The sequence below is a fragment of the Enterobacter cloacae complex sp. HYC074_NIDB genome (genome assembly GCF_056673345.1).
Window position 1 is genome coordinate 4,563,142 of sequence record NZ_CP114214.1, and the last position, 25,906, is coordinate 4,589,047.

Below are 25,906 nucleotides of genomic sequence, written 5' to 3' on the forward strand. Positions count from 1 at the left end.
GTTTTTCATCAGACAATCTGTGTGGACACTACAAAGGCAGGTTCTTTAAGGTAAGGAGGTGATCCAACCGCAGGTTCCCCTACGGTTACCTTGTTACGACTTCACCCCAGTCATGAATCACAAAGTGGTAAGCGCCCTCCCGAAGGTTAAGCTACCTACTTCTTTTGCAACCCACTCCCATGGTGTGACGGGCGGTGTGTACAAGGCCCGGGAACGTATTCACCGTGGCATTCTGATCCACGATTACTAGCGATTCCGACTTCATGGAGTCGAGTTGCAGACTCCAATCCGGACTACGACGCACTTTATGAGGTCCGCTTGCTCTCGCGAGGTCGCTTCTCTTTGTATGCGCCATTGTAGCACGTGTGTAGCCCTACTCGTAAGGGCCATGATGACTTGACGTCATCCCCACCTTCCTCCAGTTTATCACTGGCAGTCTCCTTTGAGTTCCCGGCCTAACCGCTGGCAACAAAGGATAAGGGTTGCGCTCGTTGCGGGACTTAACCCAACATTTCACAACACGAGCTGACGACAGCCATGCAGCACCTGTCTCAGAGTTCCCGAAGGCACCAAAGCATCTCTGCTAAGTTCTCTGGATGTCAAGAGTAGGTAAGGTTCTTCGCGTTGCATCGAATTAAACCACATGCTCCACCGCTTGTGCGGGCCCCCGTCAATTCATTTGAGTTTTAACCTTGCGGCCGTACTCCCCAGGCGGTCGACTTAACGCGTTAGCTCCGGAAGCCACGCCTCAAGGGCACAACCTCCAAGTCGACATCGTTTACGGCGTGGACTACCAGGGTATCTAATCCTGTTTGCTCCCCACGCTTTCGCACCTGAGCGTCAGTCTTTGTCCAGGGGGCCGCCTTCGCCACCGGTATTCCTCCAGATCTCTACGCATTTCACCGCTACACCTGGAATTCTACCCCCCTCTACAAGACTCTAGCCTGCCAGTTTCGAATGCAGTTCCCAGGTTGAGCCCGGGGATTTCACATCCGACTTGACAGACCGCCTGCGTGCGCTTTACGCCCAGTAATTCCGATTAACGCTTGCACCCTCCGTATTACCGCGGCTGCTGGCACGGAGTTAGCCGGTGCTTCTTCTGCGGGTAACGTCAATTGCTGAGGTTATTAACCTCAACACCTTCCTCCCCGCTGAAAGTACTTTACAACCCGAAGGCCTTCTTCATACACGCGGCATGGCTGCATCAGGCTTGCGCCCATTGTGCAATATTCCCCACTGCTGCCTCCCGTAGGAGTCTGGACCGTGTCTCAGTTCCAGTGTGGCTGGTCATCCTCTCAGACCAGCTAGGGATCGTCGCCTAGGTGAGCCGTTACCCCACCTACTAGCTAATCCCATCTGGGCACATCCGATGGCAAGAGGCCCGAAGGTCCCCCTCTTTGGTCTTGCGACGTTATGCGGTATTAGCTACCGTTTCCAGTAGTTATCCCCCTCCATCAGGCAGTTTCCCAGACATTACTCACCCGTCCGCCACTCGTCAGCGAAGCAGCAAGCTGCTTCCTGTTACCGTTCGACTTGCATGTGTTAGGCCTGCCGCCAGCGTTCAATCTGAGCCATGATCAAACTCTTCAATTTAAAAGTTTGATGCTCAATGAATTAAACTTCGTAATGAATTACGTGTTCACTCGTTGAGACTTGGTATTCATTTTTCGTCCGAGGACGTTAAGAATCCATGTCACTTTGAGTGCCCACACAGATTGTCTGATAAATTGTTAAAGAGCAGTGCCGCTTCGTTTTCGCTGCGGCGCGGGGTGTGCATATTACGCTTTCCCGCTTCAGAGTCAAGCGTTTGTTTTGCTTTTCTCTGCTGACCCGGCGGCTTGCGTGCCGTTGTTCCGTGTCAGTGGAGGCGCATTATAGGGAGTTCTTCTGAAGTGACAAGCACTAAATACAAAAAACTTTTCGTTCGCTCATTTTTCAAACTCAACGCTTATTAAACCCGCGCATCGTCCGTTAAATGCGCAATTTCACGGGCAAAACTGGCGACCTGAGCCCAGTCGGTATAAACCACTTCTTTACGCGTATCCGTTTCCCCGCCCGTCATTTTCATGATCAGGCGGATCATAAAGCGGTCGTACCAGCGGTAACGCGGGTAACGCAGCGCGCCAGCAAAGACAGAACAGATATCGGGCTGCCATGGCGAACTCAGCAAAAACTTACGCGTATAGCTGTTAGTCTGCGGCGTACGCTTCTCTGCTTTACGGGCAACCAGGTTGACCGAGTAAAACGCGCCAGGCAGCTGAGCGAGTTCCGCCGTATGCTTTTTCACAAAGCGATCCAGCGCCGGATGGAAATGGCCGTAACGAATTGAAGCGCCAATGACCACGCGGTCGTAATCCTGCCAGGCAATCTGCTCTGTGCGATTCAGGTTCACCACATCAGAATAAATGCCCAGCTCTTTGAGTTCAGAAGCCAGATATGAAGCAATCTCACGCGTTTGTCCGTCACGCGTTGAGAAAAGAATTAACGTTTTCACCAATGTCTCCTTACTCACGCCAGAATGTTGGGGTAAACAGCACCAGCAGCGTAAACACCTCAAGACGCCCAAACAGCATATTGGCGATTAAGATCCACTTCGCCACCGGGTTCATACTGGCGAAGTTATCCGCCACGACGCCCAGCCCCGGCCCCAGGTTGTTTAACGTTGCCACCACAGAGGCGAAGGCAGAGAAATCATCCACGCCCGTGGCGATAATCGCCAGCATACTGACAATAAAGACCAGTGCATAAGCGGAGAAGAATCCCCACACCGCTTCGAGGATGCGTTCCGGCAGCGCGCGGTTCCCCAGCTTAATACTGTAAACCGCATTCGGGTGGACCAGACGTTTCAGCTCACGGTTCCCCTGCTTGAACAGCAGCAGAATACGGATCACCTTCAGACCGCCGCCCGTTGACCCGGCACAGCCGCCGATAAACGCAGAGCACAACAGCAGCACCGGCAGGAACAGCGGCCAACGCGCAATACTGTCCGTGGTGAAACCGGCGGTTGTTGCCATCGATACCACCTGGAAGAAGGCCTGGTTCAGGGTCGTGACCGCCGAGTTATAGACATCGTGGAACCACAGTACCAGGGTACAGATGATCACCAGAGTCAGCTGGACGCCAATAAACATCCGGAATTCCGGGTCGCGCCAGTACACCTTCAGGCTCCGTCCGCTAAGCAACGAGAAGTGTAGACCGTAGTTACAGCCTGAGATCAGCAAAAAGATGGCAATGATGGTATTGATTGTCGGGCTGTCGAAGTAGCCGACGCTGGCATCGTGGGTGGAGAACCCGCCGATAGCAATAGTCGCAAAGCTGTGCCCGATGGCATCAAACGCAGGCATCCCGGCAAACCACAGCGCCAGCGCGCAGGCCACCGTCAGCAGGACATAGATAAGCCACAGGGTTTTCGCCGTCTCCGCAATACGCGGGCGCATTTTGTTATCTTTCAGCGGGCCGGGCATCTCCGCCCGGTAAAGCTGCATCCCCCCGACGCCCAGAATCGGCAGGATAGCCACCGCCAGGACAATGATCCCCATACCGCCGAACCACTGAAGCATCTGCCGGTAAAAGAGAATCGCATGCGGGAGCGAATCCAGCCCCACAAGCGTGGTGGCCCCGGTGGTCGTTAATCCGGAGAACGATTCAAAAAACGCATCCGTGACGGTGAGATTCGGTTGTTCGGAGAAGATAAACGGCAGCGCACCCACGCTTCCCAGTACCGTCCAGAACAGGACCACAATCAGAAACCCCTCCCGGGATTTCAGTTCACCTTTCTCACGGCGGTTTGGCCACCACAGCAGGGAGCCAATCGTCAGCGCGACAAAAAAGGTTTGCGTAAATGCACGCCCCGCGCCGTCCCGGTAGATGAGCGCCACCAGTCCGGGAATGATCATTGTCCCGGAGAAAAGTATGACCAGCAATCCAACGATTCGGGTAATGGCACGAAAATGCATCTCTGCCGCTTCCTTAGGTATTCAAAATTGTGAGGTGGGGATTATTCTTCAATCGGCAGTAATTGCAATGAACCGCGACTAAAATCAGCGAGTTTTGCTGAAAAAGCAGCCAGTTCCGCCTGAGGAAGCGCCACGCGTAATTGCACCATTGCCTGATAATCACTCTGTGCGATGACACCGTTAAACTGTTTAAGCAGTGCTTCGATACCCGATAGCTGGGCGTAATCGCATAACAAAGTATATTCCGTAAGTGGCGTTTTGCGGGTTGTTATCAGAAGATTAAGCGCCTGCTGGACACCACCTCCGTAGGCTTTAACCAGCCCTCCGGTGCCTAACAAAATGCCCCCGTAGTAGCGGACCACGACGGCGGTGATTTCACCCACGCCGCTGCCCATCAACTGGGAGAGCATCGGTTTTCCGGCCGTACCCGCCGGTTCACCGTCGTCAGAAAATCCGAGCTGCTGTGAGTCGTCTGGCGGCCCTGCGACCCACGCCACACAGTGATGGCGGGCATCCGGGTGCTGCGCGCGGACGGACTCGACGAACGCCTTCGCCGCCTCCACGCCGTCGGTATGCGCCAACAGCGTGATAAAGCGGCTTTTTTTGATTTCCTCAACAAAGGTGACCGGCTCGGCCGGTATCAGCCAGCTTTCCATCAGGCCAGCTTCAAATCTCGCGTCATGTTCTCAATGCTGTTCTCGTGAATAACCACGTTATCCTCGATACGAATGCCGCCATAAGGCTTCAGCGCTTCAATTTTCTCCCAGTTGAAGTGCTTGCTGAATTGCCCTACGCGCCACGGCGCCAGCAGGGATTCAATAAAGTAGATGCCCGGCTCGATGGTCAATACCATACGCGGCGCCAGAACGCGGGTGCAGCGCAGATAAGGATATTTAGACGGTGCCGCCAGGTGCGTGCCGGTATCATCCTGCATAAAGCCCGCGACGTCATGAACCTGCAAACCCAGCGGGTGGCCGATACCATGCGGCATAAATGGCCCGGTCAAATCGTTCTCAACCATCGCCTCTTCGCTCATGTCTTTGATAATCTGATGCTTACGCAGCAGTTTAGCAATGCGCTGATGGAACTGGATGTGATAATCCACGTAGCTGGTTCCGGCCTTCATGGTGCCAATCAGCGCCAGCTGTTCGTCGTTCACGTCTTTAATCAATTGCGCAAAATCGGTATCCGCATTCGCCGCCCAGGTACGGGTCAGGTCTGCCGCATAACCATTGTACTCAGCCCCCGCGTCCAGCAGGAAGCTACGCATCTCAGCCGGAACCTGATGATCCAGTTTGGTGTAGTGCAGAACCGAGGCATGTTCATTCAGCGCCACGATGTTGCTGTACGGCACGTCGGTATCGCGGTGGCCGGTCGCCGTCAGGTAAGCCTGATTGATATCGAACTCGCTCATACCGGACTGGAACGCTTCGTGCGCCGCACGGTGGCCATTCACCGCCGTTTTTTGCGCTTCACGCATGCAGTAAAGTTCGTAGTCGGTCTTGTAGGCGCGATAGTAGTGCAGATAATCCAGCACGCCTTTCGGGTTGAGTTTATCTGCCGGAATATCCAGACCCAGCGCGCGCTCAGGAACCGGACCAATGTAGCCGATGTTGCCGCGCGCCGCTGGCAGCTGGCTGCCTATGCCGTCTGCTTTTGGCAGCGCAATCACGTCAATTTCTTCGGTCCAGAATGAGGTCGGCAGCGGCTCCACGTTGTGCCAGTAATCGACCGGCAGGTAGAACCACAGTTTCGGCTTGTTCACGCCATCCACCAGCAGCCAGCAATTTGGAACCTGCGTGACAGGCACCCAGGCTTTAAACTGCGGGTTAACCTTGAAGGGATAAGCATGGTCATCAAGAAAAGTATTCATCAGCTCGCCGGAGTGGATCAGCAGGGCATCCAGCTTGAAGCGGGCCAGTACATCGCGGGTACGTTCCTGTAGGGTAACGATATGATTTTTATAAAGCGAAGCCAGTGAGTCCATCATTCTTCCTTTCGTTTTTTTGACCTCAAGTCATCGCATCTTAGCACACCTCACTCCGGCTGCGTGATTTCCACCGACCGTGATCAGCGCAGCAATTTCTTAATGACTAATTTGCATTTTATTAACATAAATTCCACACTCCGTTTCATCTGGTATGACCAGATCCAATTGCTGGATTCAGGAGACCGACATGCTCTACAAAGGCGACACCCTGTACGTAGACTGGCTGGAAGATGGCATTGCCGAACTGGTGTTCGATGCCCCCGGCTCAGTGAATAAGCTTGATACCGCGACGGTGGCCAGTCTTGGCCAGGCGCTGGATGTACTTGAAAAGCAATCAGATTTAAAAGGGCTGCTGCTGCGCTCCAACAAAGCGGCCTTTATCGTTGGCGCGGATATCACCGAATTCCTGTCGCTGTTCCTGGTGCCAGAAGAACAGCTGAGCCAGTGGCTGCACTTCGCGAACAGCGTCTTTAATCGTCTGGAAGATCTGCCTGTCCCGACCCTTTCTGCCGTCAACGGTTACGCGCTGGGCGGCGGCTGCGAATGCGTGTTAGCCACTGATTACCGTCTGGCGACCCCGGACCTGCGTATCGGCCTGCCGGAAACCAAGCTGGGCATCATGCCGGGCTTTGGCGGCTCCGTCCGTATGCCGCGCATGCTGGGCGCCGACAGCGCGCTGGAGATCATTGCCGCGGGTAAAGACGTCGGCGCAGAACAGGCGCAGAAAATTGGCCTGGTCGACGGCGTTGTAAAACCTGAGAAGCTTGTTGAAGGCGCACTCGCCATTCTGCGTCAGGCCATTAACGGCGACCTCGACTGGAAAGCCAAACGTCAGCCGAAGCTGGAGCCGTTGAAGCTCAGCAAAATTGAAGCCACCATGAGCTTCACCATCGCCAAAGGCATGGTGATGCAGACGGCGGGTAAACACTACCCGGCGCCGATCACGGCGGTGAAAACCATTGAAGCGGCAGCCCGTCTGGGCCGTGATGACGCCCTGAAGCTGGAAAACCAGAGCTTTGTCCCGCTGGCGCACACCAACGAAGCCCGCGCGCTGGTTGGTATCTTCCTTAACGATCAGTTTGTGAAGGGCAAAGCCAAACAACTCACCAAAAACGTTGAAACGCCAAAACACGCGGCGGTACTCGGCGCGGGCATTATGGGGGGCGGCATCGCCTACCAGTCTGCCTGGAAAGGCGTGCCGGTGGTGATGAAGGACATCAACGAGAAATCCCTGACGCTGGGCATGACCGAAGCGTCCAAGCTGCTGAATAAACAGCTTGAGCGCGGCAAAATTGATGGTCTGAAGCTTGCAGGCGTGATCTCCACCATCCAGCCAGTGCTGGAATACAGCGGTTTCGACCGTGTGGACGTGGTGGTTGAAGCGGTCGTCGAGAACCCGAAAGTGAAAAAAGCGGTGCTGGCCGAAACCGAAGACAAGGTGCGTCCGGAAACCGTGCTGGCCTCTAACACCTCCACCATTCCTATCAGCGAACTGGCGAGCGTGCTGAAGCGTCCGGAAAACTTCTGCGGGATGCACTTCTTTAACCCGGTGCACCGCATGCCGCTGGTCGAAGTGATCCGTGGGGAGAAAACCTCCGACGAAACCATCGCCAAAGTGGTGGCGTGGGCGAGCAAGATGGGCAAAACGCCGATCGTCGTTAACGACTGCCCGGGCTTCTTCGTTAACCGCGTGTTGTTCCCTTACTTCGCCGGCTTCAGCCAGCTGCTGCGCGACGGCGCAGACTTCCGCAAAATCGATAAAGTGATGGAAAAACAGTTCGGCTGGCCGATGGGCCCGGCGTATCTGCTGGACGTTGTCGGCATCGATACTGCCCATCACGCTCAGGCGGTGATGGCGGCGGGCTTCCCGCAGCGCATGCAGAAAGACTATCGCGACGCCATTGACGCCCTGTTCGACGCCAACCGCTTTGGTCAGAAAAACGGTCTGGGCTTCTGGCGCTATAAAGAAGACAGCAAAGGCAAACCGAAAAAAGAAGAAGATGCGGCGGTGGATGGCCTGCTGGCCGACGTCAGTCAGCCGAAACGCGACTTCACTGACGACGAGATCATCGCCCGGATGATGATCCCGATGATCAACGAAGTGGTGCGCTGCCTCGAAGAAGGCATTATCGCCAGCCCGGCAGAAGCGGATATGGCGCTGGTGTACGGCCTCGGCTTCCCTCCGTTCCACGGCGGCGCGTTCCGCTGGCTGGATACGCTCGGCAGCGCTCGCTATCTCGATATGGCTCAGCAGTACCAGCACCTCGGCCCGCTTTATGAGGTGCCGGAAGGTCTGCGTAACAAAGCGCGTCATAACGAACCCTACTACCCAGCAGTTGAGCCAGCCCGTCCGGTTGGCGCGCTGAAAACGGCTTAAGGAGTCACAATGGAAAAGGTTGTCATTGTTGATGCGATTCGCACCCCGATGGGCCGTTCAAAAGGCGGTGCGTTCCGTAACGTGCGCGCGGAAGACCTCTCCGCGCACCTGATGCGTAGCCTGCTGGCGCGTAACCCGGCGCTGGACCCTGCTGCGCTGGACGATATCTACTGGGGCTGCGTCCAGCAGACGCTGGAGCAGGGCTTCAACATTGCCCGTAACGCGTCTCTGCTGGCGGAGATCCCGCATTCGGTTCCGGCGGTCACCGTCAACCGTCTTTGCGGTTCGTCGATGCAGGCGCTGCACGACGCGGCGCGGATGATCATGACCGGCGATGCGCAGGCCTGTCTGGTGGGCGGCGTGGAGCACATGGGCCACGTGCCGATGAGCCACGGGGTCGATTTCCATCCAGGTATGAGCCGCAACGTGGCGAAAGCCGCCGGTATGATGGGCCTGACCGCCGAGATGCTCTCCCGTCTGCACGGCATCAGCCGTGAGATGCAGGATGCCTTTGCCGCTCGCTCGCATGCCCGCGCCTGGGCCGCCACGCAGTCTGGTGCCTTTAAGAATGAGATCATCCCGACCGGCGGTCACGACGCAGACGGCGTACTGAAGCAGTTCAGCTATGACGAAGTCATCCGCCCGGAAACCACCGTTGAAGCGCTTTCTACCCTGCGTCCGGCGTTTGATCCGGTCACCGGCACGGTAACGGCGGGCACCTCGTCTGCCCTGTCCGACGGTGCCGCCGCGATGCTGGTGATGAGCGAAAGCCGCGCCCGCGAATTAGGCCTGACGCCACGCGCCCGCGTGCGTTCGATGGCGGTCGTGGGCTGCGATCCATCCATCATGGGCTACGGTCCGGTTCCGGCGTCAAAACTGGCGCTGAAAAAAGCGGGGCTGAGCGCAAGTGATATCGACCTCTTTGAGATGAACGAAGCGTTCGCCGCGCAGATCCTGCCGTGCATTAAGGATCTGGGGCTGATGGATCAGATCGACGAGAAGATTAACCTCAACGGCGGCGCGATCGCCCTCGGACACCCGCTGGGCTGTTCCGGGGCGCGTATCAGTACCACGCTGATTAACCTGATGGAACGCAAAGATGCCCAGTTTGGTCTGGCAACGATGTGTATCGGGTTGGGTCAGGGGATCGCGACAGTGTTTGAGAGGGTGTAAATTAATTGAGAGAGTGTAAATAAGGAAAAGTATCTCAAAGCCAATGACGTCAGAACAAGGCGGCAAGCGAGCGAATCCCGATGAGCTTACATTAGTAAGTGATTCGGGTGAACGAGCGCAGCCAACGCAGTTATGGCGCCATTGGCGAAGAGAGACAGTTTAGTTGCCGTTCTTCCCGCCTGTCAGGGGCGGGTTTTTTACGTTATTGCAGCAGCGAAATATCCGCCACGCGCAGGAACAGCTCACGCAGTTTCTCAAGCATCGAGAGACGGTTAATCCGCAGCTCTTTATCTTCCACGTTCACCATCACCTTCTCGAAGAAGGCGTCGATGACGTCACGCAGCTCCGCCAGCTCCACCAGCGCTTCCTGGTAGCGACCTTCCGCGAAATATGGCTCCAGCTTGTCGCGCAGCACCACAACCTGCATCGCCAGAGAAATCTCTTCCGGCTCTTTCAGGGTTGCAGCGTTGACGCGCTCGTTCAGCGTTTCGTCGGATTTCGCGAGGATGTTGGATACACGCTTGTTGGCCGCGGCCAGCGCAGACGCCGCTTCCAGCGTACGGAAGTGGGATACCGCTTTCATACGCGCATCGAAATCTGCCGGACGGGTCGGACGACGCGCCAGCACCGCCTGAATGGTATCAACAGAGTAACCTTCGTCCTGATACCACGCGCGGAAACGACCGAGCATAAAGTCGATAACATCATCCACAACCTTCGCGTTGGTCAGCTTATCGCCGTACAGACGTACCGCTTCTTCGGTTAGCGTTTGCAGATCGAGGTTCAGGTTCTTCTCAACGATGATTCGCAGCACGCCCAGCGCAGCACGACGCAGCGCAAACGGGTCTTTGTCGCCTTTTGGATGCTGGCCGATACCGAAGATACCCGCCAGGGTGTCCATCTTATCGGCAATCGCCACGGCGCAGGCAACCGGATTGGACGGCAGATCGTCACCGGCAAAGCGCGGCTGATACTGCTCGTTCAGGGCTACCGCCACGTCTTCCGCTTCGCCATCGTGACGCGCGTAGTGCATACCCATCACGCCCTGGGTGTCGGTAAATTCGAACACCATGTTGGTCATCAGGTCGCACTTGGAGAGCAGGCCCGCACGGGTAGCGTGGTTAACGTCGGCGCCAATTTCACGGGCAATCCAGCCGGACAGCTCCGCGATACGGTCGGTTTTGTCGCGCAGCGTACCCAGTTGCTGCTGGAACAGTACAGTTTGCAGACGCGGCAGGTTATCTTCCAGACGTTTTTTACGGTCTGTGTTGAAGAAGAACTCGGCATCCGCCAGACGCGGACGTACCACTTTCTCGTTACCGGAGATAATCTGGCTCGGATCTTTCGATTCGATGTTCGCTACGAAGATGAAGTTTGGCAGCAGCTTGCCGTCGTTGGCGTAAACCGGGAAGTACTTCTGGTCACCCTTCATGGTGTAAACCAGCGCTTCTGCCGGAACGGCCAGGAATTTCTCTTCGAATTTCGCGGTCAGTACAACCGGCCATTCGACCAGCGAGGTCACCTCTTCCAGCAGGCTGTCGCTCAGGTCAGCGTTTCCGCCAATCTTGCGCGCCGCTTCTTCTGCGTCCGCTTTAATTTTGGCTTTACGCTGTTCGTAGTCGGCAATCACTTTACCGCGTTCCAGCAGGATCTGCGGATACTGGTCGGCATTGTCGATGGTGAACTCCGGCTCGCCCATAAAGCGATGGCCGCGGATCACGCGATCGGACGCCACGCCCAGAATGGTCGCCGGGATAACGGTATCGCCCAGCAGCAGGGTCACGGTGTGAACCGGACGCACAAAGTGAACGTCGGACGCGCCCCAGCGCATCAGCTTAGGGATTGGCAATTTTGCCAGCGAGGTCGCGATCATGTCAGGCAGCAGCGCTTCGGCGCTTTCGCCTTTCACATGGGCACGATACAGCAGCCATTCACCTTTGTCGGTGGTCAGACGCTCGGCCTGATCAACGGTGATGCCGCAGCCGCGCGCCCAGCCTTCTGCCGCTTTGCTCGGCTTGCCTTCCGCGTCGAACGCCTGAGCAATGGCCGGGCCACGTTTTTCAACTTCGCGATCCGGCTGGGACGCCGCCAGGTTTGCCACTTTCAGCGCCAGACGACGCGGCGCAGCAAACCACTCAATTTTACCGTGCGCCAGGCCAGCGTTATCCAGCTCAGCAGTGACGTTCGCAGCAAAAGATTCAGCCAGGCTGCGCAGGGCTTTTGGTGGCAGCTCTTCAGTGCCGATTTCCACCAGGAAAGTTTTCTCAGACATGGCCGCCTCTTATTTGTTTCGGTTGCACATCGGGAAGCCAAGGGCTTCACGGGACGCGTAGTAAGCTTCTGCAACGGCTTTGGTCAGGGTACGAATACGCAGAATGTAGCGCTGACGTTCAGTCACGGAGATCGCTTTGCGGGCATCCAGCAGGTTGAAGCTGTGGGCAGCCTTCAGAATACGCTCGTAGGCAGGCAGCGGCAGCGGAGTCTCCAGCGCCAGCAGCTGCTGGGCTTCTTTCTCGTACTGCTCGAAGCAGGTGAACAGGAAGTCCACGTCCGCGTATTCGAAGTTATAGGTGGATTGCTCCACTTCGTTCTGATGGAACACGTCGCCGTAGGTGGTTTTACCCAGCGGGCCGTCGCTCCAGACCAGGTCGTAAACGCTGTCTACGCCCTGAATGTACATGGCCAGACGTTCCAGACCATAGGTGATTTCGCCGGTAATCGGTTTACATTCCAGACCACCAACCTGCTGGAAGTATGTGAACTGGGTCACTTCCATGCCGTTCAGCCACACTTCCCAACCCAGACCCCAGGCACCCAGCGTTGGGTTTTCCCAGTTATCTTCCACGAAACGAATGTCGTGAATGGTTGGATCCATACCCAGCTCTTTCAGTGACCCGAGGTACAGTTCCTGAATGTTGTCGGGTGATGGCTTAATCACCACCTGGAACTGATAGTAGTGCTGCAAACGGTTCGGGTTTTCGCCATAACGGCCATCGGTCGGACGACGGGATGGCTGCACATAGGCGGTCGCCATTGGCTCTGGCCCTAACGCGCGCAGGCTAGTCATCGGGTGTGAGGTGCCTGCGCCAACTTCCATGTCCAAAGGTTGAACAATGGTGCAGCCCTGACGAGCCCAGTAATCCTGTAAGGTCAGGATCAGGCCCTGGAAGGTCTTGGTATCAAACTTTTGCATAGTATTTCGTGCTGGATACGTGTGGTTTTAAATGGAAGGGATCAGTATACCCGCTGGCTGCAAGATATACAGTACGAAACGGGGTTGTTTAGGGAAAATTGGGGAATAAGCCCTACAGCCAGAACCTGCGAAGGCTCTGGTTGCTGCTTATCCGAGCAATTTAGCGCATTGAGAGATGTAAAAACTGGCCGTCTGCATCAAAAGAGCAGACAAAGCCCTCTTTACGCGCCGTATAGCCTTTCAGTTCATAGCTGCCCTGAAAGCGCTCGAAGCCGTTTATATGAATTTTCTGTGCTTCAGAATTATAGCGGTGAGCCGCCTGATCCCTGCACAGCTGTTCCATATTCAGGGAACGCTCCGGGCTCATTTTCCCCTGCTGCGCTTTTTGGACAGGTATCTCCTCAGAAGCACTGCATCCTGTTAATAAGAGCAGCAGAAAGAGTGACACCCCACGCTTCATCATCATTTTTATTACCGCCCTGGTCAGTGGCTGTTATTTTTAGTAGCAACACGTTTATAGATTAAAGTCCGTCATTCTGCGAATCTCGCCAGCTCCCTACAAGTTAGCCTGGCTAAACTCAGAATTTTCTAAGGGAAAAGTTTTACGCAATCGCAGTCACACTTTCTTTATCAGGAATACAGAGGAACTGATGCAGTCAAAAATTAACTGGATTGATAACCTGCGGGGAATAGCCTGTCTGATGGTGGTGATGATCCACACAACGACCTGGTATGTCACGAACGCGCACAGTATCAGCCCTGTTAACTGGGATGTCGCCAATGTTCTGAACTCGGCCTCCCGCGTGAGCGTCCCGCTGTTCTTTATGATTTCCGGTTTTCTCTTTTTTGGCGAGCGTAGTGCACAGCCGAGACATTTCATCCGTATTGTCTCCTGTCTGCTGTTTTACAGCGCGATTTCGCTGCTCTATATCGTCCTGTTCACTTCAATTAACGCTGAACGTTCCCTGCTCAACTTGTTGCAAAAACCGGTGTTCTATCATCTATGGTTTTTCTTCGCGATAATCGTTATTTATCTTGTTTCACCGTTAATTCAGGTAAAAAACGTCAACGGTAAAATGCTGCTGGCGCTGATGGTGGTCATCGGGATCATGGCCAACCCGAATACCGTCTCACAGAAAATTGATGGCTTTGAATGGCTGCCCGTTAACCTCTATATCACCGGGGATACGTTTTATTACGTGCTGTACGGCATGCTGGGGCGCGCCATTGGCATGATGGAGACGCAAAAGCGAGGAATAAACTGGCTATGCGCGGCCGCGTTTCTCGTCGGTGTGTTTATTATCTCTCGCGGGACGCTGCATGAGCTGCAATGGCGCGGCAACTTTGCCGATACCTGGTATCTGTACTGCGGCCCGATGGTCTTTATCTGCGCAATCTCTCTGCTGACGCTGGTTAAAAACACCCTGAATGCCCGCCCGCTTCCGGTGCTGGGGTTTATCTCTCGCCACTCGCTGGGCATTTACGGTTTTCACGCGCTGGTGATCCACGCCCTGCGCACCCGAGGCGTTGAGCTTAAAAGCTGGCCGGTGCTGGATATTGTCTGGATATTTACCGTTACGCTGGTTGTCAGCCTGCTGCTGTCAATGCTGCTGCAACGCATCGATACGCGCCGGTTTGTGAGCTAACCCGGTTGAAGGCTGGCAGGCCGGGTAAGCGTTAGCGCCACCCGGCTCCTGTTTATGACATTAGCGGCAAAAGCTGCCGATAAATTTTGCGGAACACGTCTCGTCTTTCAGCATAGCGAGCATGATTTTTCGCATCAGGACGATGCTGCTGTTCAAGCGGCAGCTGGGGCAAAAGCTGGGGCAGTGGTTTATCCCGGTTCAGCGCAATTTGCGCCAGCCGTGCCGCACCGAGCGCCGGGCCGACATCGCCTCCCGTACGATAGTCCAGCTGCAACCCGCTGATATCGGAAAGCATTTGCCGCCAGTAGCTGCTTCGCGCACCGCCGCCAATTAACGTAATGCTGGATGGTGTCAGTCCACAGTCATGCACGACATCCATTCCGTCCGCCAGAGCATAGCCAACGCCTTCAAGCACCGCGCGCGCCAGCTCTGCCGGGCCGTGCTGATGGGTAAGACCGAAGAACACCCCTTTCGCTTCCGGGTTGTTATGAGGCGTCCGCTCGCCGGAAAGGTACGGTAAAAACCAGACCGCACCGGCATTATCATCCGCCTGCTGTGCCGCTGCGATAAGCGCCGGGACGTCCGCCATTCCGGTTAGTTTTGCCGCCCAGTCGAGGCAGGAAGCCGCGCTCAGCATCACCGACATTAAATGCCATTTACCCGGCAACGCGTGGCAGAAGCTGTGTACGGCGCTTCCAGGATTGCTACGATACCCGTCACTGACGGCAAAATAGACACCGGAAGTGCCGAGCGAGAGCATGGCCTGTCCTGCCTCGACCATCCCCACGCCGACCGCCCCCGCCGCATTATCGCCGCCGCCAGCGACGACAGGTACGGCTGGCATATTCCAGCGTTCAGCAACAGAAGGCTGCAAAGCGCCCGTGATTTCGCTGCCTTCAAACAGCGCAGGCATATGATCGCGCGTCAGCTGGCAGGCATCCAGCATCGCCTCGCTCCAGTCCCGTTTCGCCACGTCGAGCCACATCGTGCCCGCGGCGTCAGACATGTCGCTGGCAAAATCCCCCGTCATGCGAAAACGCAGGTAGTCTTTCGGCAACAGAACCTTCGCCACCTGGCGAAAAATATCAGGCTCATGGCGCTGCACCCACAGGAGTTTTGGCGCGGTAAAACCGGGCATCATCAGGTTGCCCGTAATCTCGCGGGACGCAGGCACACGTTCCTCAAGGATCGCGCACTCTTCCGCACAGCGGCCATCGTTCCAGAGAATAGCCGGGCGCAGAACGCGATGCTGGCTATCCAGCAACGTTGCGCCATGCATTTGTCCGGCGATGCCCAGCGCTTTAACGTCGCGCAGGCTGTGCTGCTCGCCTAAGGCTGTCATCGCGCGGTCCGTCGCCTGCCACCACTGCTCCGGATCTTGTTCCGACCAAAGCGGATGCGGGCGTGAAACCTGCAACTTTTCAGTCTGCGTGGCTAACACATCGCCCTGCTCGCTTAACAGGATGGCTTTCACCCCCGACGTGCCAAGATCGATCCCGATATACATGTGGTGACTCCTTTGACAGAAATGCCCGGTGGCGCAGCGCTTACCGGGCATGAATGCTGTTATTTATCGAACAGGTAGTGATTGACCAGGTTTTCCAGCAGCTCCTGATGGCCGCTCTGATGCTGCGGCGCAAGCTGATGCTGTTCAGCGTACTTCGCGATCTCCGCAAGCGATAACTGACCTTTCAAAATTTGCTGGCCCAGCTCACTGTTCCAGCCGCTGTAGCGCTTCGCCACGCGCTTATCCAGCTCACCGTCTTCAATCATACGGGCTGCCACTTTCAGCGCCAGCGCCATGGTGTCCATCGCGCCAATATGCCCGTAGAACAGATCGTATTTGTCGGTGCTCTGGCGACGCACTTTGGCGTCGAAGTTCAGGCCGCCGGTGGTGAAACCGCCCGCTTTGATGATCTCGTACATCACCAGCGCATTCTCTTCCACGCTGTTCGGGAACTGGTCGGTATCCCAGCCCAGCTGTGGATCGCCACGGTTAGCATCGACAGAGCCGAAGATGCCCAGCGCAATCGCAGAGGCAATTTCGTGATGGAACGAGTGGCCCGCCAGGGTAGCGTGGTTAGCCTCAATATTCACTTTGATCTCTTTTTCCAGACCAAACTGCTTCAGGAAGCCATACACGGTGGCGACATCATAATCATACTGATGCTTGGTTGGCTCCTGTGGTTTTGGCTCAATCAGCAGCGTGCCGCGGAAACCGATTTTGTGTTTGTGGTCCACCACCATCTGCATAAAGCGACCAATCTGCTCACGCTCCTGACGCAGGTCGGTATTCAGCAGCGTTTCATATCCTTCACGACCGCCCCAGAGTACATAGTTCTCACCGCCCAGCTGATGCGTGGCGTTCATCGCAGTCACGACCTGGGTTGCCGCCCAGCTGAAGACTTCCGGATCCGGGTTGGTTGCCGCGCCCGCGCCATAGCGAGGGTTGGTAAAGCAGTTAGCCGTACCCCAGAGCAGCTTGACGCCACTTTGCTGCTGTTTTTCAGCCAGTACGTCGACCATCTGCGCGAAGTTGTTCAGATACTCTTTCAGCGATGCCCCTTCCGGCGACACATCCACATCGTGGAAACAGTAGTACGGCACGTTCAGCTTATGGAAGAACTCGAACGCGACGTCGGCTTTACGCTTCGCCAGCTCAATGGCCTCGCCCGGCTGTTGCCATGGACGGTCAAAAGAGCCCACGCCGAACATATCGGCACCGTTCCAGCAGAAGGTGTGCCAGTAGCAGGCGGCAAAGCGCAAGTGATCTTCCATGCGCTTACCCAGCACCAGCTCATCCGGGTTGTAGTGACGAAATGCTAAAGGATTGGTCGTTTTCGTGCCTTCGAAACGAACGCGATCGAGTTGGTCGAAATAAGCTTGCATATTGAGCTCCATAATCAGGGTATGCGGCGTGGTCTTGTTTCTGGAGTAATAGTGAATAGACATTGGAGGTTGCTCAATTACGTTATTTCACACTGCTATTGAGAGAATGCGCAATTGTGCGCTGGCTCGCAAAATAATGTGCAGACAAACTATTTTTCGGCGCGCATTCCAGAATCAAATGTAATTAATAGGTTACGCTTTTTAAAATCCGATCGCGGTCATAAATTCAGAAATAAACCAAATATCGTAATGAGAAGATAAAAATCTGTAATTGCCAGCAGGCCTTTCCACGTTAAAAATTTGCTGCGTCTCAGCAGTGAATGTTTCTTTTATCTCAGCTACACATACCCCTACAAAAAGGCCTAATAATTATGAAGATAAAGAACCTGACCCTAACGCTCTGCACTACTCTCCTGCTTGCAAGCTTTGCCGGCCACGCCAAAGAGGTCAAAATCGGCATGGCGATTGATGACTTACGCCTGGAGCGCTGGCAAAAAGATCGCGATATCTTTGTTAAAAAAGCGGAATCTCTCGGCGCGGAGGTGTTCGTTCAGTCCGCTAACGGCAACGAAGAGACGCAAATGTCGCAAATCGAGAATATGATCAACCGTGGCGTCGATGTGCTGGTCATTATCCCGTATAACGGCCAGGTATTAAGCAACGTGGTGAAAGAAGCGAAACAGGAAGGCATAAAAGTCCTGGCTTATGACCGCATGATTAATAATGCCGACATTGATTATTATATTTCGTTCGACAATGAAAAGGTGGGCGAATTACAGGCTAAAAGCCTGGTCGCAAAAGTGCCTCAGGGGAATTATTTCCTGATGGGCGGCTCGCCCGTGGATAACAACGCCAAACTGTTCCGCCAGGGACAAATGAAAGTGCTGAAGCCGTATATCGACGAGGGCAAAATTAAAGTCGTCGGCGACCAGTGGGCTGACGGCTGGTTACCGGAAAACGCGCTGAAAATTATGGAAAACGCGTTGACTGCAAATAACAACAAAATCGATGCGGTGGTGGCCTCTAACGATGCCACTGCGGGTGGCGCCATTCAGGCGCTGAGCGCGCAGGGTCTGGCCGGGAAAGTCGCTATTTCCGGACAGGACGCCGACCTTGCGGGTGTAAAACGCATCATCGCGGGTACCCAGACCATGACGGTGTATAAGCCCATTACCGAGCTTGCCAATACGGCCGCCGAAATTGCCGTTGAGCTGGGCAATGGCCAGCAACCTAAAGCAGACGCGACGTTAAATAACGGCCTGAAAGACGTACCTGCTCGCCTGCTTACCCCTATCGAAGTCAACAAAGAGAATATTGACGCCACCGTGGTGAAAGACGGTTTCCATAAGAAGAGTGAACTGTAATCCAGCGCAGCCCCTGCCCGGCAGGGGCGCATCGACCTGCCCTGTACATCTGTCGGGCCATGCGGAGCAGTTATGTCTTATTTACTTGAAATGAAAAGCATCACCAAAGCCTTCGGGGCGGTGAAAGCAGTCGATAACGTAAGCCTGCGGCTGAATCCCGGCGAAGTGATGTCGCTGTGCGGCGAAAATGGCTCGGGAAAATCCACGCTGATGAAAGTGTTGTGCGGGATCTATCCGCACGGCAGCTACGAGGGCGAAATCGTCTTTGCCGGCGAGGTGCTCCAGGCCACGCACATTCGCGATACCGAACGTAAAGGCATCGCTATTATTCACCAGGAGCTGGCGCTGGTGAAGCACCTTACCGTGCTGGAAAATATTTTTCTCGGCGCCGAACTCTCACGCCACGGCGTACTGGATTACGACACCATGACGCTGCGCTGCGAAAAACTGCTGGCCCAGGTGAGCCTGGCTATCTCACCGGATACGCGCGTGGGCGACTTAGGTTTGGGCCAGCAGCAGCTGGTGGAGATCGCCAAGGCGCTGAACAAGCAGGTACGCCTGCTGATCCTCGACGAGCCAACCGCCTCACTCACCGAACAGGAAACCGCCGTTCTGCTCAATATCATCCGCGACCTGCAAAACCACGGTATCGCCTGCATCTATATTTCGCACAAGCTCAATGAGGTGAAAGCTATTTCCGACACCATCTGCGTCATCCGCGACGGGCAGCACATTGGCACGCGTGAAGCAGAAGGCATGAGCGAAGATGACATCATCACCATGATGGTGGGTCGCGAACTCACCGCACTGTATCCCAACGAACCACACACCATAGGCGAAGAACTCCTGCGCGTGGAAAACCTGACGGCGTGGCATCCCGTTAACCGCCACATCAAGCGCGTGGATAACCTCTCCTTCTCGCTGCACCGCGGCGAAATTCTCGGTATTGCGGGTTTAGTGGGTGCCGGAAGAACCGAGGCCGTGCAGTGTCTGTTTGGCGTCTGGCCGGGGCGCTGGGAAGGCAAAATTTATATCGACGGTCAGCCGGTAAAAATCGACAACTGCCAGCAGGCCATTGCCAAAGGCATTGCTATGGTGCCCGAAGACCGCAAAAAAGACGGCATCGTGCCGGTCATGGCGGTGGGAAAAAATATCACGCTGGCGGCGCTCAGCCAGTTTTCCGGCGCGCTGAGCAGCCTGGATGATGCCGCAGAACAGCAGTGTATTCTTCAGTCACTTGCCAGGCTCAAGGTGAAAACCTCCTCGCCGGAACTGGCGATAGGTCGCCTGAGCGGCGGCAACCAGCAGAAAGCGATTCTGGCGCGCTGCCTGTTGCTTAATCCGCGCATTTTAATTCTGGACGAACCCACGCGCGGGATCGATATCGGCGCGAAGTATGAAATCTACAAGCTGATCAACCAGCTTGTGCAGCAAGGGATTGCCGTCATTGTTATCTCGTCCGAATTGCCTGAAGTGCTGGGGCTGAGCGACCGCGTGCTGGTCATGCATGAAGGGAAACTCAAAGCCAACCTGAACAACCAGAACCTGACGCAAGAGCAGGTGATGGAAGCTGCCTTAAGGAGCGAACGCCATGTCGAAAAGCAACCCGTCTGATATCAAAGTCGCTGTTCCGACGCCCGGTGCGTTCGCAGGACTTAAATCGCTGAATCTGCAAGTTTTTGTAATGATTGCCGCCATTATCGTGATCATGTTGTTCTTTACCTGGATGACCGATGGCTCCTATTTGAGCGCACGTAACGTTTCTAACCTGCTGCGTCAGACCGCCATCACCGGGATCCTGGCGGTGGGGATGGTCTTTGTGATTATCTCAGCGGAAATTGACCTGTCAGTAGGGTCGATGATGGGTCTGCTCGGCGGCGTGGCGGCAATTTTTGACGTCTGGCTCGGCTGGCCGCTGCCGCTGACGATTGCGGTCACGCTGGTACTGGGTCTGCTGCTGGGGGCGTGGAATGGCTGGTGGGTGGCCTACCGTAAGGTCCCGTCGTTTATCGTCACCTTAGCGGGGATGCTGGCCTTCCGCGGCATTCTGATTGGGATCACCAACGGCACTACCGTCTCCCCGACCAGCGCCTCGATGTCCCAGATTGGCCAAAGCTACCTCTCTGATGGCGTCGGTTTTACGATCGGCGTGGTTGGGCTGATGGCGTTTGTCGCGTGGCAATGGCGAGGACGCATGCGTCGCCAGGCGCTGGGGCTGGCCTCGCCTGCTTCAACCTCGGTTGTCGGCCGTCAGGCGCTTACTGCGGTGATTGTACTGGGCGCCATCTGGCTGTTAAACGATTATCGCGGCGTCCCAACGCCCGTTCTGCTGCTGGCGCTGTTGCTGTTAGGTGGGATGTTTATGGCCACGCGTACCGCATTCGGTCGCCGTATTTATGCCATCGGTGGCAATCTCGAAGCCGCGCGTTTGTCCGGCATTAACGTAGAACGCACCAAACTCGCCGTCTTTGCCATCAACGGCCTGATGGTGGCCATCGCGGGGCTGATCCTCAGCTCACGTTTGGGGGCGGGCTCCCCCTCTGCCGGTAATATTGCCGAGCTGGACGCCATCGCCGCCTGCGTGATTGGCGGGACCAGCCTCGCCGGGGGCATTGGCAGCGTGGCGGGGGCGGTGATGGGCGCATTTATTATGGCTTCGCTGGATAACGGGATGAGTATGATGGACGTGCCGACGTTTTGGCAGTATATCGTCAAGGGTGCCATTCTTTTGCTGGCAGTCTGGATGGACTCTGCCACCAAGCGGCGCGCCTGATAACAGTATCGTGACTAATTTGGGAAATAAGCCATGTTTGAAAAGCGTCACCGCATTACGTTGTTATTCAATGCCAACAAAGCCTATGACCGGCAGGTGGTTGAAGGGGTTGGCGAATATTTGCAGGCGTCGCAATCCGAATGGGATATTTTCATCGAAGAAGATTTCCGTACCCGTCTGGAGAACATCAAAGACTGGCTGGGCGACGGGGTCATCGCTGACTTTGACGACCCCGTGATTGAACAGTTGCTGAGTGGCGTTGACGTGCCTATCGTGGGCGTTGGCGGCTCTTATCATACACCGGAACATTATCCTCCCGTTCACTACATCGCCACGGATAACCATGCTCTGGTCGAGACCGCCTTCCTCCATTTAAAGGAGAAAGGCGTCCATCGTTTTGCGTTTTACGGATTGCCCGCCACGAGCGGAAAGCGCTGGGCGATGGAGCGTGAGTATGCCTTCTGCCAGCTGGTTGCCCAGGAGAAGTATCGCGGCGTCGTTTATCAGGGGCTGGAAACCGCGCCAGAAAACTGGCAGCACGCACAAAATCGTCTGGCTGACTGGCTGCAAACGCTGCCGCCCCAGACAGGGATTATCGCCGTGACGGACGCCCGCGCCCGCCACGTATTACAGGTGTGCGAACATTTGCATATTCCGGTGCCTGAAAAGCTGTGCGTGATTGGTATTGATAACGAAGAGCTTACGCGCTATCTGTCGCGCGTGGCGCTCTCATCCGTGGCTCAGGGTACCCGTCAGATGGGCTATCAGGCCGCAAAGCTGCTGCACAGACTGTTAGACAACGAATCCCTGCCGCTCCAGCGTCTGCTGGTTCCTCCCGTTCGCGTGGTCGAACGTCGCTCAACTGACTACCGCTCATTAAACGATCCGGCCGTGATTCAGGCGATGCACTACATTCGCAATCATGCCTGCAAAGGGATTAAGGTCGATCAGGTGCTCGATTCGGTCGGCATATCACGTTCGAATCTGGAGAAGCGGTTTAAAGAGGAAGTGGGTGAGACGATCCACGCCGTGATCCATGCGGAAAAGCTGGAGAAAGCGCGCAGTCTGCTGATCTCCACCTCGCTGTCGATCAACGAGATTTCACAGATGTGTGGCTATCCGTCGCTTCAGTATTTCTATTCGGTGTTCAGGAAAGAGTATGACACCACGCCGAAGGAGTACCGGGAACGGTACAGTGAAGTCCTGCTCTAGAAAAAAGAACGCCTTCCAGTGGAAGGCGTTTTTCATTACATATGTGCGGCAATCAGACGCTGGTTATCCTGGTACATGGAGAACAGGTAATTGTTATAACGCTGTCCCTGAGTGGAATAACCTTTCAGCTTATGGATCATCGCCGTGGCCGTCACTTCCTGATCCGCCTTACGCAGCTGAGCGCGTGACTTACGGAACGAGGAATAGGCCGGGTGGGTGTTCAGGTTCACCACGTAGGCATTCACGGAATCTTTCACCGATTCAAACTGTGAATAGCCCTTCACCTTGCCGGGCGCGTTAGTACAACGACCTTTTACGCATTTCATGCCAAACAGATTGTTGTTGTTGCGCGCCAGCTTCGAGGTGCCCCAACCGCTTTCGGCGGCGGCCATTGTCGCGACCATACTGCCTGGAATGATGTCCACACGTTCTAACAGTGAGTTCCAAGGCACGCGACGCGTGTTCCCGCTCCACTTCACTTTATAGCGTTTGGCGATATCTTTCAGGCGAGTGCGCTCAGACGGCGACCAGCGGCTGTCGTACTGTTTGGAGATCAGCCAGTTACGATCCGCAGTAATCGCGGCATTTTGGCTTTTAATGTAAGGCATTACCGTCCGGAGAAACGCTTTTTTCCTTGGTGTCCCGGAAGGGTATTTTCGCAAATCAGGAAGTGAACTACTCTTTGCACTATTGCGAGAATACTCTTGTTTACTGCTAACCTTACTGCTTGTCGTCTTTATTACGTGGGCTTTCTTACTCGTTGTATCCGTGTGCGTCTTTGCAAGCACCTCACCTGAAAATGCCATGGTGAGTAACATGAGTATCGCGGCCCCATATCGTCGAATGGGAGTCGATATCATTAGGTCTCCTGGTCGGATATAAACATTCCAACACCTTATTTTCTTCAAAAATTTGAGAGCGGAATCTCAAATCGTACCAAAAATAGTCTTCAAGAGCACGTCTATAAATAGTCCAATTCCGAAACTATGTCATCCGGAACATGCTCATTAAAGCATCAACGCTGGAAAAATGTGCGCGATATCGCAGATAACTGCCTAATTTTGCGCGGGATCACTCATCCCTTCGCGTCCTCCTTGCAGAAAGCCGTAGAGGAGGAGTTTTTCCCCTGAGCCGAATGGCACACTGGTCAAAAATGCCGCGACAGGAAAATGGAATGAAACGCACTGCATTAGCTGTTCTGATGTTACCCGCATTCGCGCATGCCGACTGGTCATCGCCGGGATTTAACGCGTTTAGCGCTGAAGGTACCGGCGTCTTTACCAGCCAGGCAACGCTTGCGAAGGGTACCCGCCCGCTGACGTTGAGTCTTGACAACGCGTGCTGGCAGCCGACAGGTGCCATTAAGCTCAACGAGATGCTGTCGCTCAAACCGTGCGAAGGCACCCCACCGCAGTGGCGGTTATTCCGTGACGGCGTTTATCAGATGCGTATTGATACGCGCTCGGGAACGCCGACGCTGATGTTGACGGTGCAAAGTGCGGCGCCACAGCCTGTCGCAAACGTCACCCGCCAGTGCCCGAAGTGGGACGGCAAACCGCTGACGATCGACGTCGTTAACACCTTCCCGGAAGGCACGGTGGTGCGTGATTTTTACACTAAACAGACCGCGACCGTTCAAAATGGCAAAGTGACTCTTCAGCCAGCCGCCAACAGCAATGGCCTGCTGCTGCTTGAGCGCGCCGAGACGGACAAACCCGCGCCGTTCAGCTGGCAAAACGCCACCGTCTATTTCGTGCTGACCGATCGCTTCGTGAATGGCGACCCCACCAACGACAACAGCTATGGCCGTCATAAAGACGGTATGCAGGAGATTGGTACTTTCCACGGCGGCGATCTGAAAGGGCTTACCAGCAAACTGGATTACCTTCAGCAGCTGGGCGTGAATGCGCTCTGGATAAGCTCGCCGCTGGAGCAGATCCACGGCTGGGTTGGCGGCGGCACCAAAGGGGATTTCCCCCACTACGCCTATCACGGCTATTACACTCAGGACTGGACGAAGCTCGACGCCAACATGGGCAACGAAGATGATTTACGCCAGCTTGTCGACGACGCGCACAGGCGCGGTATCCGCGTCCTGTTTGACATTGTCATGAACCACGCGGGTTATGCGACGCTTGCAGATATGCAGGAGTATCAGTTTGGCGCGCTCTATTTGCAGGGCGATGAGCTGAAAAAAACCCTCGGCGAGCGCTGGACTGACTGGAAGCCAGGAGCGGGGCAAAGCTGGCACAGCTTCAACGATTACATCAACTTCAGTGACAAAGCCGCATGGGAAAAATGGTGGGGTAAAAAATGGATCCGTACCGATATCGGTGATTACGACAACCCGGGCTTTGACGATCTGACCATGTCGCTGGCCTTCCTGCCTGATCTGAAAACGGAATCTAAGATCCCGTCAGGTTTGCCGAACTTTTATCAACACAAGCCCGATACCAACGCGAAAGTGATGACGAATTTCACGCCGCGAGATTACCTGACCCACTGGCTTAGCCAGTGGGTACGTGACTACGGCATCGACGGTTTCCGGGTCGATACCGCTAAGCACGTTGAGCCTGAAGCCTGGCAGCAACTGAAAAACCAGGCCAGCCAGGCGCTGGCCGCGTGGAAAGCCGCCAACCCGGACAAAAAACTCGACGATGCGCCGTTCTGGATGACCGGTGAATCCTGGGGCCACGGCGTGATGCAGAGCGATTATTACCGCCACGGCTTCGATGCGATGATCAATTTTGACTATCAGGAGCAGGCGGCAAAAGCGGTGGACTGCCTGGCCGATATGGATTTGACCTGGCAGCAAATGGCAGAAAAGCTGCAAAGTTTTAATGTGCTGAGCTATCTCTCCTCCCATGATACGCGTCTGTTCCGTGAAGGGGGCCAGCGCGCCGCTGAGTTACTGTTGCTGGCGCCGGGAAGCGTACAGATCTATTACGGCGATGAATCAGAGCGTCCATTCGGCCCTACGGGCTCCGATCCGCTACAGGGGACCCGTTCGGATATGAACTGGCAGGACGTCACGGGTAAACAGGCGTTAACTGTCGCCCACTGGCAGCTTCTGGGGCAGTTCCGCGCCCGTCATACGGCGGTGGGTGAAGGCAAGCAAACAACGCTGTCGATGAAAGAAGGCTACGGCTTTGTGCGCGAGCACAAGGGCGATAAGGTGATGGTGGTGTGGGCGGGTAATCAATAGACCCCCTCACCCTAACCCTCTCCCCAAAGGGGAGAGGCCTGGGGTGAGGGGCATTCACCAGAACAATTCACCACACAAATACAAACCCGCCACATAAAACAACAAATCCGACCACATCCGCCGATTTG

General features: G+C 55.3%; 18 protein-coding genes and 1 rRNA gene. 8 read left to right on the forward strand and 11 right to left on the reverse strand.

Going from position 1 to position 25,906, the window contains the following annotated elements; genetic code table 11:
* Positions 1-51 precede the first annotated feature (51 nt).
* The 5 genes from O1724_RS22180 to pepQ form a co-directional block, all read right to left on the reverse strand.
* Positions 52-1,593, reverse strand: a 16S ribosomal RNA gene (locus O1724_RS22180).
* 358 nt (positions 1,594-1,951) lie between these two features.
* The gene (gene hemG / locus O1724_RS22185) at positions 1,952-2,494 is read right to left on the reverse strand and encodes a menaquinone-dependent protoporphyrinogen IX dehydrogenase (RefSeq protein WP_003860122.1); all 543 of its coding nucleotides are present in this window, start codon (positions 2,492-2,494) and stop codon (positions 1,952-1,954) included.
* Positions 2,495-2,504: 10 nt separating this feature from the next.
* Positions 2,505-3,956 (reverse strand): Trk system potassium transporter TrkH, encoded by a 1,452-nt coding sequence (gene trkH / locus O1724_RS22190; RefSeq protein WP_022649737.1) that lies wholly within the window; start codon positions 3,954-3,956, stop codon positions 2,505-2,507.
* A gap of 41 nt (positions 3,957-3,997) precedes the next feature.
* The gene (locus tag O1724_RS22195) at positions 3,998-4,612 is read right to left on the reverse strand and encodes an IMPACT family protein (protein ID WP_023323863.1); all 615 of its coding nucleotides are present in this window, start codon (positions 4,610-4,612) and stop codon (positions 3,998-4,000) included.
* Positions 4,612-5,943 carry a Xaa-Pro dipeptidase gene (pepQ, locus tag O1724_RS22200; RefSeq protein ID WP_050871342.1) on the reverse strand — a complete coding sequence of 444 codons (1,332 nt, stop codon included), beginning with the start codon at positions 5,941-5,943 and terminating at the stop codon, positions 4,612-4,614. Before pepQ ends, O1724_RS22195 begins: the two co-directional genes overlap by 1 nt.
* A gap of 190 nt (positions 5,944-6,133) precedes the next feature.
* On the opposite strand from pepQ, the gene fadB reads away from it, so the two are divergent.
* Both fadB and fadA read left to right on the forward strand, forming a co-directional pair.
* Positions 6,134-8,323 carry a fatty acid oxidation complex subunit alpha FadB gene (gene fadB, locus O1724_RS22205; RefSeq protein WP_048245204.1) on the forward strand — a complete coding sequence of 730 codons (2,190 nt, stop codon included), beginning with the start codon at positions 6,134-6,136 and terminating at the stop codon, positions 8,321-8,323.
* Between the two features lie 9 nt (positions 8,324-8,332).
* Positions 8,333-9,496: an acetyl-CoA C-acyltransferase FadA gene (fadA, locus tag O1724_RS22210; RefSeq protein WP_000416981.1), complete on the forward strand. Its 1,164-nt coding sequence runs from the start codon at positions 8,333-8,335 to the stop codon at positions 9,494-9,496.
* A gap of 202 nt (positions 9,497-9,698) precedes the next feature.
* On the opposite strand, the gene glyS is transcribed toward fadA, so the two are convergent.
* From glyS to O1724_RS22225, 3 genes are all read right to left on the reverse strand, one after another.
* On the reverse strand, positions 9,699-11,768 hold the full coding sequence (gene glyS / locus O1724_RS22215; RefSeq protein ID WP_058658525.1) for a glycine--tRNA ligase subunit beta: 2,070 nt from the start codon (positions 11,766-11,768) through the stop codon (positions 9,699-9,701).
* Positions 11,769-11,777: 9 nt separating this feature from the next.
* On the reverse strand, positions 11,778-12,689 hold the full coding sequence (gene glyQ, locus O1724_RS22220; protein ID WP_003860141.1) for a glycine--tRNA ligase subunit alpha: 912 nt from the start codon (positions 12,687-12,689) through the stop codon (positions 11,778-11,780).
* A 160-nt stretch (positions 12,690-12,849) separates the two neighbouring features.
* On the reverse strand, positions 12,850-13,155 hold the full coding sequence (locus O1724_RS22225; RefSeq protein WP_017693801.1) for a YsaB family lipoprotein: 306 nt from the start codon (positions 13,153-13,155) through the stop codon (positions 12,850-12,852).
* Positions 13,156-13,339: 184 nt separating this feature from the next.
* Here O1724_RS22225 and O1724_RS22230 point away from each other — a divergent pair, with 184 nt between their 5' ends.
* Positions 13,340-14,335: an acyltransferase gene (locus O1724_RS22230; protein WP_045895513.1), complete on the forward strand. Its 996-nt coding sequence runs from the start codon at positions 13,340-13,342 to the stop codon at positions 14,333-14,335.
* Positions 14,336-14,387: 52 nt separating this feature from the next.
* Here O1724_RS22230 and xylB read toward each other — a convergent pair whose 3' ends face one another.
* Positions 14,388-15,842, reverse strand: coding sequence for a xylulokinase (gene xylB, locus O1724_RS22235; protein WP_126297352.1), 1,455 nt, complete (start codon positions 15,840-15,842; stop codon positions 14,388-14,390).
* Positions 15,843-15,901: 59 nt separating this feature from the next.
* Positions 15,902-17,224 (reverse strand): xylose isomerase, encoded by a 1,323-nt coding sequence (gene xylA, locus O1724_RS22240; RefSeq protein ID WP_026080557.1) that lies wholly within the window; start codon positions 17,222-17,224, stop codon positions 15,902-15,904.
* A 371-nt stretch (positions 17,225-17,595) separates the two neighbouring features.
* Between xylA and xylF the strand changes: the two genes are divergently transcribed.
* The 4 genes from xylF (at position 17,596) to xylR (ending at position 22,573) form a co-directional block, all read left to right on the forward strand.
* The gene (gene xylF, locus O1724_RS22245; RefSeq protein WP_006808602.1) at positions 17,596-18,588 is read left to right on the forward strand and encodes a D-xylose ABC transporter substrate-binding protein; all 993 of its coding nucleotides are present in this window, start codon (positions 17,596-17,598) and stop codon (positions 18,586-18,588) included.
* Positions 18,589-18,660: 72 nt separating this feature from the next.
* Complete coding sequence (locus tag O1724_RS22250; RefSeq protein WP_015572746.1) at positions 18,661-20,202, forward strand: xylose ABC transporter ATP-binding protein; 1,542 nt, start codon at positions 18,661-18,663, stop codon at positions 20,200-20,202.
* Positions 20,180-21,361: a xylose ABC transporter permease XylH gene (gene xylH, locus O1724_RS22255; protein ID WP_003860151.1), complete on the forward strand. Its 1,182-nt coding sequence runs from the start codon at positions 20,180-20,182 to the stop codon at positions 21,359-21,361. Before O1724_RS22250 ends, xylH begins: the two co-directional genes overlap by 23 nt.
* A gap of 33 nt (positions 21,362-21,394) precedes the next feature.
* Complete coding sequence (gene xylR / locus O1724_RS22260; protein ID WP_003860152.1) at positions 21,395-22,573, forward strand: D-xylose utilization transcriptional activator XylR; 1,179 nt, start codon at positions 21,395-21,397, stop codon at positions 22,571-22,573.
* A gap of 35 nt (positions 22,574-22,608) precedes the next feature.
* On the opposite strand, the gene O1724_RS22265 is transcribed toward xylR, so the two are convergent.
* Complete coding sequence (locus O1724_RS22265; protein WP_022652025.1) at positions 22,609-23,433, reverse strand: protein bax; 825 nt, start codon at positions 23,431-23,433, stop codon at positions 22,609-22,611.
* A gap of 314 nt (positions 23,434-23,747) precedes the next feature.
* Here O1724_RS22265 and O1724_RS22270 point away from each other — a divergent pair, with 314 nt between their 5' ends.
* Positions 23,748-25,778 (forward strand): alpha-amylase, encoded by a 2,031-nt coding sequence (locus O1724_RS22270; RefSeq protein WP_059371151.1) that lies wholly within the window; start codon positions 23,748-23,750, stop codon positions 25,776-25,778.
* The last annotated feature ends 128 nt before the right edge of the window (positions 25,779-25,906 follow it).